Origin of the sequence: Rubrivirga marina (assembly GCF_002283365.1) — a bacterium.
GTDB classification, from domain to species: Bacteria; Bacteroidota; Rhodothermia; order Rhodothermales; family Rubricoccaceae; genus Rubrivirga; species Rubrivirga marina.
The window spans coordinates 2073126-2085383 of record NZ_MQWD01000001.1; the positions used below are offsets into that span (position 1 = coordinate 2073126).

General features: G+C 73.3%; 9 protein-coding genes. 4 read left to right on the plus strand and 5 right to left on the minus strand.

The features are described 5' to 3' along the window. Nucleotides 1–16: 16 nt before the first annotated feature. On the minus strand, nt 17–4516 hold the full coding sequence (locus BSZ37_RS08500; protein WP_095510140.1) for a lipase/acyltransferase domain-containing protein: 4500 nt from the start codon (nt 4514–4516) through the stop codon (nt 17–19). A gap of 225 nt (nt 4517–4741) precedes the next feature. Between BSZ37_RS08500 and recN the strand changes: the two genes are divergently transcribed. Then, nucleotides 4742–6466 (plus strand): DNA repair protein RecN, encoded by a 1725-nt coding sequence (gene recN / locus BSZ37_RS08505; protein ID WP_095510141.1) that lies wholly within the window; start codon nt 4742–4744, stop codon nt 6464–6466. Between the two features lie 34 nt (nt 6467–6500). Here the strand turns inward: recN and BSZ37_RS08510 are convergent, their stop codons facing one another. Next, entirely contained in the window at nt 6501–6935 is a 435-nt protein-coding gene (locus tag BSZ37_RS08510; RefSeq protein ID WP_095510142.1) for a CBS domain-containing protein, read from the minus strand. A gap of 150 nt (nt 6936–7085) precedes the next feature. Between BSZ37_RS08510 and BSZ37_RS08515 the strand changes: the two genes are divergently transcribed. The 3 genes from BSZ37_RS08515 (at nt 7086) to BSZ37_RS08525 (ending at nt 9686) form a co-directional block, all read left to right on the plus strand. Continuing rightward, a complete protein-coding gene (locus BSZ37_RS08515) occupies nt 7086–7448 on the plus strand; it encodes a carboxypeptidase regulatory-like domain-containing protein (RefSeq protein ID WP_095510143.1) in 363 nt (120 codons plus the stop codon). Nucleotides 7449–7551: 103 nt separating this feature from the next. Next, entirely contained in the window at nt 7552–8022 is a 471-nt protein-coding gene (locus BSZ37_RS08520) for a carboxypeptidase-like regulatory domain-containing protein (RefSeq protein WP_095510144.1), read from the plus strand. 29 nt (nt 8023–8051) lie between these two features. Continuing rightward, complete coding sequence (locus BSZ37_RS08525; protein ID WP_095510145.1) at nt 8052–9686, plus strand: NFACT RNA binding domain-containing protein; 1635 nt, start codon at nt 8052–8054, stop codon at nt 9684–9686. Nucleotides 9687–9727: 41 nt separating this feature from the next. On the opposite strand, the gene BSZ37_RS08530 is transcribed toward BSZ37_RS08525, so the two are convergent. The 3 genes from BSZ37_RS08530 to BSZ37_RS08540 all read right to left on the minus strand — a co-directional run bounded on the left by BSZ37_RS08530 (nt 9728) and on the right by BSZ37_RS08540 (nt 12146). After that, nucleotides 9728–10726, minus strand: a complete 999-nt coding sequence (locus BSZ37_RS08530; RefSeq protein WP_218830447.1) for an SMP-30/gluconolactonase/LRE family protein — start codon at nt 10724–10726, stop codon at nt 9728–9730. A gap of 46 nt (nt 10727–10772) precedes the next feature. Then, nucleotides 10773–11765, minus strand: a complete 993-nt coding sequence (locus tag BSZ37_RS08535) for an aldo/keto reductase (RefSeq protein ID WP_095510147.1) — start codon at nt 11763–11765, stop codon at nt 10773–10775. A 63-nt stretch (nt 11766–11828) separates the two neighbouring features. Next, nucleotides 11829–12146: a nuclear transport factor 2 family protein gene (locus BSZ37_RS08540; RefSeq protein ID WP_179299535.1), complete on the minus strand. Its 318-nt coding sequence runs from the start codon at nt 12144–12146 to the stop codon at nt 11829–11831. Nucleotides 12147–12258: the final 112 nt, after the last annotated feature.

The following is a 12258-nucleotide window of genomic DNA, read 5'->3' on the forward strand; positions in this document are numbered from 1 at the left end:
GAGGCGGGCGGCCCCGTCAGCGGACGACGGTGAGCGGCCGCGTCGTGACCTCCCCCCCGGCCGCCACGCGGACGATGTACGGTCCGGCGGGGAGGGGCGACGTGTCGAGCGCGAGCGCGTGCTCCCCGCCCGCCAGCGGGCCGGCGTCGAGCACGCCCACGCGCCGGCCGAGGACGTCGAACAGCTCGACCGTCACGTGGGCCTCCGCCGGCAGGCCCACGACGACGGCCGCGCGGGCCCGCGCCGGGTTGGGGGCGACCGCAGAGACCCGGAGCGCCGTCGGGCGGTCGGGCCCGTCCTCCGCGTCCACCCCGCCCGCGTCGGTCCGGAGCTCGACCGGGACGGGGGCCTCGACCGCGTAGTCCCCGTGACGCAGCGTGAGCTGGAGCGTGGCGGTCGCGAGCGTGTCGGATACGAGGTCGGCCGCGAGGCGGAGCGTGATCGTCGCCGGCACCGTGCCCGAGGTGGCCGACGTCGTGATCCAGTCGGCCGTCTCGGAGAGCGTCCACGTCCACCCGTCCGTGCCGACGTCGGGGAGGGCGAGCTCGACCGTGACCGATCCCTCCAGCGTGCCCGCCCGGACGACGGCCGGCTCGGGCGTGGGGACGGCCGGGACGCCCCCCGTCCCGGTCAGGACCGCGGACGGCGCGACGCTCCGCTCGAAGGCCCCGTCGCCGTCGGCGTCGAGCGACAGGGGCGTGGCCGCGGGCGTCCCGCCGGCCAACGTCGAGAGCCGGAGCCGGCCGCCGACGTCGAGCGACTGGTCCGCGTAGAGGACGCTCCGCCGCTGCGCGTCGTCGGCGTCGATCTGGAGCCGGTAGACGCGGGCCTGGACGCCTTCGACGGGCGCCTCGACCGTCAACGTGTAGGCGCCGGTCGTCGGCACCGACACCGTCGCGGACCGCTCGCCGGGCCAGTAGCCGATCCCGCCGAGCCCATGCTCGACGACGCGGTAGGCCTCGCGGGAGCGCGGCCCGGTGCGCGCCCCGGTCGCGTCCGTCACCTCCACGGTGACCGGGCCGGAGGCGACGACGTAGAGGGCCTCGGCGCCGGGCGGCGGATCCCCGCCGGCGGCGCGCGTTGCCGGCTCGGGGATCACGAGGTAGCCGGACCGGAGGATCGCCTGGATCCGCCCCAGCGCGGACTCGCCCCGCGTGTCTGTGCAGGCGTCGGCGAGGATGCCGGTGTGCGTGCACGGGTAGTACTCGAACGGCTCGATCCAGTCCGAGTCCTCGCCCGAGAAGTCGACCCGGCCGACGCTGGCGTGGTGGCCGAGCGTGGCGCTGACGAGGGGGACCGTCGCGTCGCCGGTCCCGAGGACGGGCTGGAGGTAGGTCCGCCACGTCCGGTGCCGGTCCGTGTCGCCGACCTCGGCGCGGGGCGTCAGGCGCTCGGGGAGGACGAGCTCCGGGACGATCGTCGAGACCCGCCACCCCGTCGTCGTGGACCCGGCGAGGAGGCCGACCTGCCGGAACACCTGCGGCGGCCCGTCCCAGCCGCGCCAGTCGTCGATGAGGTCGTGGACCTCGGTCTGCTGCTGGTCGATGAGCCGGCCGTTGCGCCCGAGGCCGAACGCCCGGCCGGCCGCGTCGCGCTTCGGGGCCGCGAGGAAGTCGCGCGTGGCGCCCCATGAGCGGACGGGCCGGCCGTCGAGGTCCTGGAAGAGGTAGCCGTGCCGGTGCGACGGGCTCGCGGGGGCGGCGGCGTCCCAGAAGGCCCGGCTCGGCATGAGCCCGTAGATCGCCGGGATGTTGCGGGCCATCGTGATCATCCGGCCCCACTCGACCTCGAACGAGAGCGCCTCCTCGACGTCGAACACGTAGCCGACCGAGTGGGCCGCGGCGGCCTGGCTCGCCCCGAGGTAGGGCGTGGCGACGGTGAGGTACCGGTGGACGTGGTCGCGCGCGTGCTCGGGCTCGCCGCGCACGTAGTCGTTGGCCACGACGCCGCCCATCGAGTGGGCCACGAGGTCGACCTCGCACGACACGGCGACGTCGTCGGCCCCGCCCGTGAGCTCGTCGACGAGCTCGCGAAGGCGGGCGGCCACGCCGATCGTGTGGAGACGCCAGTCGTAGTCGAAGCGCCAGAGGTCGTTGGTGGCCCGGTCGTCGTTGCCGACGTCGCCGGGGTAGCCGGCGGCGGTGATGGCCGCGAGCGCGTCGTAGTAGGGCAGCCCGTAGCCGAACGCGCCGTCCTCGACGATGCCGTCGGCGACGACGGGCTCGAGGCTCTGCCCGAACGGGTCCATCGCCATCCGCGCGAGCCGGTCGTTGAGGGCGGCGTCGGTGGGGAACCCGCCGAGGGGGATCCAGAGGTTGGCGTCGGAGCCGGCGCCGGCCGTGGCCTCGAGCCAGGACCCGCCGATCCCCGGCAGGAAGATCACGGGCCGTTTGAGCTGGGCCAACTCGGACGTGCTGCCGCCCGCGTCCGTCGCGCTGGCGGTCACGTAGTCGCCCACGGCGAGCGTCTCGTCGAGGGCGACGGCGAACGCCCCGGTCCCGTCCGCCTCGGCGGTGCCGACGGGCAGGACCGAGGCGGGCCAGTAGCGGCCCCGGTCGTGCCCGGTCCCGAGGAGCGACCGCTCCGTTCGGAACACGACCACGCGGGCGCCGGGCCGCGTCAGGCCGGTCACCGTGCCGGACGTGATGGAGAGGAGGCGGGGCGCGGGCATCCCGCCGTTCGGCCCGTCGCCGCCGGCCCACGGCGTGCACGACGGGCCGCCCGCGGCCAGGTCGATGGGCACCTGCGTGACGCCGACCGCGACCGGGTCGAGCGCGATCTCGTTGCGGAGGACCGAGACGCCGTCGGTCAGGTCGCCGCGGACGGCCACGGTGCCGTAGAGCCGGTTCTGGTCGTCCGCCTCGGTCCCACCGATCGTCACATCGTGCGCCCCGTTCTCGGCGAGCACAGCGCCCGCTCCGTTGGGCCGGAAGGCAGGCCCAGAGCGCAGCGGGTAGCCGATCGCCATCCGCTCGACGGTCACGCCGTCGGCCCCGTCGACGCGAACGCCCCACCCGTCGAAGCCGGTCACCGACAGCCCGCGGAGCGTCACGTCATCAGCCCGGACATCGAGGCCGTCGGCGTCGGCTGTGGCGTCGCCACCGATCTCGACCGCGACCTCGTCATTCGCGCCGGGCTGCGTGAGCCCGTCGAGGGTCAGCGCGTCGGTGATGGCCGGCAGCGCGCTCTCGGGCGCGATGAGGAAGGGCGCCGTGCCGTCGAGGTCGAACCTGATGGTGTTCGCGCCCGCCTTCTCGTTCGCCAACTCGATGGCCGCCCGTAGCGTGCATTGGTCGCCGCTCTCCTCCGCGTCGTCGACGGCGTCGCAGCGGCCGTCGGCGGTGCCGAGGTTCGGCAGGTCGCGGGTGTCGTTGACGACGATGTCCTGGGGGGGCACGAGCGCCACGCGCCAGGCCCGGCGGGCCGCCCCATTCCCGGCGAAGCCTACGAGGTAGTTCCCGTTCGCCGAGAGGCCGCCGAAACGCCCCAGCGTCCAGCCCGAGAGGTCCACGCCCTGGGCGAGGAGGTACGGCCGGAGGGCGCGCATCCCGCCCGCCGCCGTCCAGAGGAAGATGGTCTCGTCTCCCTCCAGGCTCACGGACTCGCCAACGATGAGGGACCCGTCGGCCGAGACCGCCAGCGCGATGCTCTCGACGTCGCCCGGGAGCACGCCGAGCCCTCGCATCTGGCCGCCCTCCCACCGGACGGCCTCGCCGTAGAGGGCCGAGGAACTGCTGCTCTTTCCGACGACAACCCGTCCGTCGGCCGAAACAGCTTGTGCGTAGCTGAAGGACTCACTTCCACTACCGAGCACGCCGAGCCCTTGCATCTGGCCGCCCTCCCACCGGAAGGCCTGTCGACACGGGTTCACGGCGCAACCCGCCAGCGCGGTCGTCAGGCTGAACCCCACGACGACGGCCCCGTCGGCTGAGACGCCGGTCGCTGTGCTCTGGGGGCCCGAGCCAACCGAGCTCCCGTCGAGGTAGCCGAGCCCGGTCATGACGCCGCCCTCCCACCGGAAGGCCTGTTCGGTTTCGACCTGCCCAGAACCCATGCTCCCCGGCCGCTCCACTTCGGAAAAGCCCACGACGACGGAGCCGTCCGCCGACACCGCCTCCGCGTGGCTGCCCAACTGGAGGTCGTCGTTGACTTCCAGGACCCCGAGGAACTCGGCGTCCCCGTCCTCACCCCACCGCACGGCGAAGTTGCCGGGGCCGTCGTACCCGTAGCTGTACCCGACGAGGACCGTGCCGTCCGCGCTTACGGCCGACGCACGATCCCAGACGTTCGAGAAGCTGGGGAGGACGCCGATCCCCTCACCCTCAGTCCAGCGAATGGCTTCTGTGACTTGGTCGCCCGAGCCCGATCGGTCGCCGGAGACCACCCGGCCGTCGTCAGAGACGCCAGTCGGTCTAAAGCTGCCGAGGTCCCGGATCGACGCCTGGCCCACGGCGGCCGGGGCGAGGAGCGCGAGGGCGAGGAGCGTGAGCGCGGCGGGGGGAAGGGGGCGCGGCATGGCGTGGCGTGGCTGGTCCTCCACAAGCGGAATCCGACCGCGAACCGGCTCACGCCGTCCGCCTCGGTCGCCTCCCCGAGGCGGACGGAACGGGACGGCGGGCGTCCGGGTCTAGGCCCGCCCCCCGGCGTCGCCCATTGTTCAACGGCAATCCGGGTGACGGGCGGGGGAGTCGGGCGTAGCCTGTGGGCGTCCGCCGTCCCCACCGACCCCCGCCTGGCCGCCGTGCTGCGCAGCCTCTCCGTCCGCGATTACGCCCTCATCGAGGAGCTCGAGGTCGAGTTCGACAGCGGGCTCAACATCATCACGGGCGAGACCGGCGCCGGCAAGTCGATCCTCCTCGGCGCGCTCAAGCTGCTCCTGGGCGACCGCGCGTCGACCGAGGCCCTCCGCACGGGGGCGAAAAAGGCCGTCGTCGAGGGCGTGTTCGACAGCGCCGACGAGGGGCGGCTCCCGCAGATCCTCCAGGAGCACGAGATCGACCCGTCGGAGGGCGGGATGCTCATCATCCGGCGCGAGATCTCGGCGCGCGGCTCGCGGGCGTTCATCAACGACACGCCGGCCACGCTCGAGGTCCTCCGCGAGGTGGCCGCCAACACGATCGACCTCCACGGCCAGCACGAGCACCAGTCGCTCCTGCGGACCGAGACGCACGTCGAGCTGCTCGACAACTTCGGCGGCCTCGGCGGGCTCGTCGAGACCTACCGGAAGGCGTACCGCAAGACCGCGGCGCTGGTCGGCGAGCGGACCGACCTCGTCCGCCGCGAGAAGGAGCTCCAGAAGCAGAAGGAGCTCTACGCGTTCCAGATCGAGGAAATCGACGCCGCCCGGCTCAAGCCGGACGAGGCCGACGTGCTCGAGGCCGAGCGCCGGATCCTCGAGAACGCCGAGCAGCTCTACGAGGCCACGGCCGAGCTCTACGCCCAGATCTCGGAGTCCGACGACGCGCTCTACGACCGGATCGTCCTCGTCCGGAACCAGCTCCAGGACCTCGCCCGGATCGACTCGTCGTTCGAGGCCACGCTGACCGACATCCGCTCGGCCGAGATCGCGCTCAAGGAGGCCACGCAGTTTCTCCAGGGCTACAACGCCGAGATCGAGTTCAACCCGGAGCGGCTCGACGAAATCCGCGAGCGGATGTCGGAGATCGACTACCTCGAGCGGAAGTACGGCGGGACCGTCGAGGCCGTCCTCGCCTACCGCGCGGAGATCGGGACGACGTACGACCTCGCCAAGGACTTCGAGGGGGCCATCGCGCGGCTCGACGGGCAGATCGAGGAGGCGCAGGAGACGCTGAGCCAGGCGGCGTACCGGCTCTCGCAGAAGCGGCACGAGGTGGCGCAGCGGATCGAGGCGGCCGTCGGCGTCGAGCTGGCGACGCTCGGGATGCCGCACGCGCGGTTCCTCGTCCAGTTCGGCTTCCAGGACGACCCCGCCGGCTGGGTCCACCTCCCGGAGGGCGCCCGCCAGCGGCGCGTGACGGCGTTCCCCATGGGGGCCGACCTCGTCGAGTTCCACCTCTCGGCCAACCTCGGTGAGGACCCGAAGCCGCTCGTGAAGGTGGCCTCGGGCGGCGAGGTCTCGCGCATCATGCTCGCGCTCAAGGCGATCCTCGCCAAGTCCGAGCGACTCCCGATCTTGGTGTTCGACGAGATCGACACGGGAATCTCGGGGCCCATCGCCCGGCGCGCGGGCGAGTCGATGCACCGGCTGGCGCAGTTCCACCAGATCATCGCCATCACGCACCTCCCGCAGATCGCGTCGCTCGGCGACGTGCACTTCGAGGTCGACAAGGTCATCGAGGACGGCCGGACGCGGACGCGGATCCGCCGGCTCGACGAGGCCGAGCGGGCCGAGGCCGTGGCGACGCTCCTGGCGGGCACCGACGTGTCGGAGGCCGCGCTCCGGAGCGCCCGCGAGCTCATCGAGGGCGGGCGCGAGGAGCGGTAGGGGAGCCCGACGGGGAGCCGGTCACCGGACGCGATCAGCCCGGGTAGCCGCCCGTGACGAAGTGCTTCAGCCCTTCCACTTCGCCCCGGGCCTCCTCGAGGCGGGCCCGGACGAGGTCGCCGATGGACACGACGCCCAGCAGCTCGCCGTCGCGGAGGACCGGCAGGTGGCGGATCTTCCGCTCGGTCATGGTCGCCAGGCAGCCGTCGACGCTGTCCTCGGGCGAGACCGTGATCAGGTCGGCCGTCATGACGTCGCGGACGGCCGTCTCGCGCGAGGTCCGGCCTTCGAGGGCGATCCGCCGGAGGTAGTCGCGCTCGGTAAAGATGCCCCGGAGCGCGTCGCCCTCGGTGACGAGGATGGAGCCGACGTTGTGCTCGACCATGCGGCCGATGGCCTCGAAGACCGTGGCGTCGGGCCCGATGGAGACGATGGGGCTTCCGGTGCGGAGGAGAGAGGCGAGGGTCATGGCAGGGAGGGGAGTGGAGTCCCCAACATAGGGATCGGCTCAAGACCTTCCCGATCAGAAGGTTGGGAGCTGGTGGTTCGCCAGGACACGGCGGGCGCGGCGGCTCCGTTCTATTCTACGTCTCGCCCTTCCCTGGTCCCCGCCGCGTCGATGCTGTTCCTCCGCTCCGCCCCGCTCTCCCTCGTCCTCCTGCTTGCGGCCTCTGCCTCGGCCCAGAGCGCGCCCGAGGCGGCCGGCCTCGGCACGGTGACGGGCCTGGTGACCGACGCCGAGACGGGCGAGCCCGTGGTGGGCGCCGGCGTCGCGATCCCGGAGCTCGGCCTCGGCGCCGTGTCGCAGCGTGACGGGTCGTACGTCATCGAGGACGTGCCGGTGGGGACGCACGCCGTCCGCGCGGCGGCGTACACCTACCACTTCGAGACGGTCGAGGCCGAGGTCGGCGAGGAGGACGTGGCGCTCGACTTCGCGCTCCACCCGGGCAGCGCCGCCGGCTGCGCGAGCCACGATCACTAGCGCTCCCGCTGCCGAGGCGCGACGATCCTGAGGGGTACACCGACCGGCCTTGCGGACGGCCCGGCGCTGACGTTTGGTTCCGCCGCCCATCCGGTGCCGCTCTATGCGTCGTCTCATTTGCCTGCTCGTGCTCCTGGCCGCGCCCGCCGCTGCCCAGACGCCGGCCGAGGCGGGACGGGTCGTCGGCGTCGTGGTCGACGCCGCGAAGGGTGAGCCGCTGCCCGGAGCGACCGTCCGATTGGCCGGGACCTCCCTCGGTGCCTCGACCACCCTCGACGGCCAGTTCGTGATCGAGGCCGTCCCGGCAGGGGAGTACCAGGTCGAGGCGTTGTACGCCGGGGCCGAGCCGTGGCGCGGGACAGTGCGCGTCGGTGCGGGAGAGACCGTTGGGGTCTGGCCCACGCTCGAGTACGCCGTGCTGTGCGACTGCGTGATCGTGGTCGAGCCGCCGGAGTCGATCAGCCGAGGGGTGTACCAGGCCCGCGTGGTCGAGTACCTCGGCGTCGAGACGTCGTGCTGCACGTGGTGGACCGTGCGGAACGCCGTGCCGGTCGCACACTGGGAAACGCGGTAGCACCGGCGTTCTGGGCCGATCTTCGGCCCATGGACTTTTTTACTCTCCACGCCCTCGCCCGCGAGTGGGACGCCCGGCTGGCGGGCGCCGCCGTCACGGAGGCGTGGACGCAGAGCCCGCGCGAACTGAGCCTCGGCCTGTCGGCCGACGGCGCCGCGACGACCCTTCGGGTCATCTGCGACCCGGCGCTCACCCTCGTCTTCCGCACCGACGGCGCGGCCCGCCAGCGCCGCAACACGGCCGACGTGCTCGACGGCCTCGGCGGCCGTGGGGTCGAGCGCGTCCGCACGGCCGAGCGCGACCGGCACCTCTTCCTCGATCTCGACGACGGGAGCCGCCTCCAAGTCGTCCTGTTCGGTTCGAGGCCGAACGTGCTCTGGGTGGACGCCGCGGACACCGTCCGTGCCGCGTTTCTCGACGAAGACGATCACGTGGGAGAGTCCGCGCCCGAGCCGAGGCCGGCGCCCGCGGTCGAGTCGGCCGGGGCGTTCTCGGAGCGCTGGCGGGCCAACCGGAGGACCGTCGAGCAGGCCGTCGCCGGGGCCGTCCCCCTGTTCACGCGCGATCTCGCCGTCGAGGCCGTCCGCCGCGCGGGCCTCGACCCCGAAGCCCCACCCGAAGGTGCCGACCTCGGCGCGCTGTTCGAGGGAGTCGAGGCCTATCGCGACGCGCTCGCCGCGCCGGAGCCGGTCGTCTACTGGCGCGGCCCCGTCGCCGAGGCGTTCTCGCTCGTCCCGCGCACCGACGTGCCGGAGACTTGGCGGGAGGAGCGGTTCGAGACGGTCGACGCGGCCCTCGGCGTATGGGCGAAGCGGTCGCTCGCCCAGCGGGCCTACAGCGCCGAGTACGGGCCACTCGAGAAGGCGCTCGCCGTCGCGGCCGGTCGCCGCCAGCGCTCGGCCGAGGCCATGCTCGACGAGCTGTCGCAGCCGTCGCGCGCCGGCCGCTACGAGACGTGGGGCCACCTCCTGATGGCGTCGGCGGCCGGGGAGGGGCCCGGGCGCGAGTCCGTTCGCCTCGACGACATCGTCGGAGGGACGGGCGAGGTCGAGATCCCGCTCGACCCGGCGCGGTCGTCCGTCGAGAACGCCGAGCGGTACTACGACAAGGCGCGGCGGACGCGGAAGGCGCGCGAGGCCGCCGAGCGCCGCTGGGCCGAGGTCGACGCCGAGGCGGAGCGGGCCGCCGACCTGCTGGCGCGCGTCCGCGCGACGGAATCGCTCGCCGACCTCCGCGCGCTCCGCGACGCTGAGGGGGCTGCCATCGACGCGCTCGTCGGCCAGCGCGCCGACGACGGGCCGGCCGAGCCGTTCCGCCGGTTCGCGCTGCCCGGCGGCTACGAGGCGCTCGTCGGGAAGCACGCGCGGGGCAACGCCCATCTCACGACGCGCGTGGCCAGCCCGCACGACCTCTGGCTCCACGCGCGCGGCGTCGCCGGCAGTCACGTCGTGGTCAAGCGGCCCGGCCGGTCGACCACGGTGCCCCCGGAGGCCGTCGCCGCGGCGGCCCGGCTGGCGGCGTGGTTCTCGACGGCGCGGACCCAGACCGTCGTGCCCGTGACCGTGACGGAGCGGAAGTACGTCCGCCCGATCAAGGGCGGCCCGCCCGGGCTCGTCCGCGTCGACCGCGAGGACGTGCTCGACGTGGAGCCGACCGCGCCCTAGCCCCGGCCGCCTCGGTCTCTCCACGGGTCGACCGAGGCGGGCTAGTCGAGCGAGACGAACGCGAGCCCGTGGTTCGGGTTCATCGGCACCACGAGCTGGTTCGCGCCGGCGTCGTAGCACATCGACGCGGCCGTCGGGATGCCCCGCGCGATGAGCTCGGCGGGCTCCCCGGGGCGGATCCGGGAGACCCCGCCGTGGGCGATGCTGCTCACGTACGTCGTCCCGTCCGGGAGGATCACGAGCCCGTCGCCGCCCGCCTGTACGGCGTGCTGCGTCGTGACGAGCTCGCCAGACCGGGAGAACGTCAGCACCGCGTCGTCGCCGTAGTTGGCGACGACCAGGCGGCCCTGGGGGTCGAAGGCGATCCCGTTAGGCTGGACGAGCGGGGCGCCCTCGATGAGGACCGACGCCGCCCCGTCTGTGCCGATCCGCCAGACCCGGAACGTCGAGGCGTCAGGGTCCGGGCTGAGGTCGCCGGTCTGGGTGACGAAGACGGTCCCGTCGTCCGCCACCGCGACGTCGTTGAGCCAGGGGGCGCCGTCGACGCGGACCTCGCGGACGGGCGCGCCGGTCCGCGCGTCGAACTGGCGGATCACGCCCACGCTCGGGTCGTCGGGCCCGGTCCCCCCGTCGCGGTCGGCGATGGTGAGCACGCCGCCGGCGATCTCGCTCCCCAGCGGCTCGTTGAGCACGAGCGGCGGGGCGAGGCCCGCGCGCTGGTCCGGCCCCTGGACCCCGATCCACCGGACCGTGTGGACCGACCCGTCGGAGCGGAGGAGCGAGACCCAGGCGTCGTTCGTCTGGACCGACTGCGGGGCGCCGCGGTTGGGGACGACGATCAGGCCGCGCTCGGCGTCGTAGGCGCAGCTTTCGGCGCCGTAGATGGCCCCGAAGACGGTGACGTTCGAGGACGTCGCCTCGAAGGCCCCGTCCGCGTCGCGGACGCCCAGCGAGTCGCCGACGGCGTACGGCTGGGAGCCCTGCGCGAGCGCCGGGGCGGCGAGCGCGAGCGCGAGAAGTAGGGGAGCGGGTCGAGTCATCATGGGGGGGCGGGGTTAGGCCGCCTCGGTGTCGAGGCGGGGAGGGCTACCGGTCGATCATCCGCTGAGAGTCTTCCGAATAGCGCGCGCCCGCGGCTTTGATCTGGGACGCGCCCGCCTCGATCCGGCGGAGGTCGTCGGCGGTCAGCGCGAGGTCGGCCGCGGCCACGTTCTCGTCGAGGCGGTGCGTCTTGGTCGTGCCCGGGATCGGGACGATCCACGGCCTCTGCGCCAGCAGCCACGCGAGGGCGACCTGAGCCGGCGTCGCGACCTTTTCGGCCGCGATCCGCTGGAGGAGGGCGACGAAGGCCCGGTTGGCCTCCCGGTTCTCCTTGTTGAACCGGGGGACCGACGCCCGGAAGTCGTCCTCGGCGAACTCGGTGTCGGGGTCGATGGCGCCGGTCAGGAACCCCCTGCCGAGCGGGCTGAACGGGACGAACCCGATGCCGAGCTCCTCGAGCACCGGCACGATCTCGATCTCAGGCTCGCGCCACCACAGCGAGTACTCGCTTTGAAGCGCCGTCACCGGCTGGACCGCGTGCGCCCGGCGGATCGTGTCGACGCCGGCCTCGGAGAGCCCGAAGTGGAGCACCTTGCCCGCCTCGATCAGCTCCTTCACGGTTCCGGCGACGTCCTCGATGGGCACGTCCGGGTCGACACGGTGTTGGTACAGGAGGTCGATCCGGTCGGTCCGAAGCCGCCGGAGCATCCCCTCGACGGCCGTCCGGATGTGCCCGGGGCGGCTGTTCAGGCCGCCCCGGTTCTCGCCGGTCTCGGGGTCGACGTCGAACCCGAACTTCGTCGCGATGACCACGTCGTTGCGGACGGGCGCGAGCGCCTCGCCGACCACCCGCTCGTTGACGAATGGACCGTAGACCTCGGCCGTGTCGAAGAAGGTGACGCCGCGGTCGACGGCGTGGCGGATAACGCGGACGGCCTCGGCCGTCTCGGTCCGCTGGCCGTACCCGATGCTGAGGCCCATGCAGCCGTAGCCGAGGGTGGAGACGGCGAGGCCTTGTCCGAGGGTGCGGGTCTCCATGTCAGGCAGGGGGGCGTGGGGGAGAAGAGGGGCCCGTGACGGGACCGAGGCGGGCGGGGGCTGCTACCGCAGGAGCCGGGTGAACGAGAGCGAGGCCAGCGTCCAATCACTGCCCTCGCGGACATACACCTCCGTCACCTCGAACGGGTTCGTCACCTCGTTCCCGCCGACGACGGCGTCGAGCCGGATCGTGTTGAGCACGATGGCCGTCGTGCCGACGAACCGGACCGACGCCGCCTGGATCTCGGCGTGCTTGTAGTGGATCCCGCCGCTCCATTTCCAGAAGGAGGTCCGGCTCCAGGAGGCCCGGCGGCTCCTGCTAGAGGGTAACCTCGACGCGGCGACGGTGGGGTACCGCGTGGGTCCAACGACCCGTCGCACTTCAGCCGGGACTCCAAGCGTCACTTAGGCGAGCCGCCGATCCAAGACGTCGCGCGGCTCCGCGAGCCCGCCGGCGCCGAGCCCGCCGACAGAGGGCGACCGGTCCCGCCTC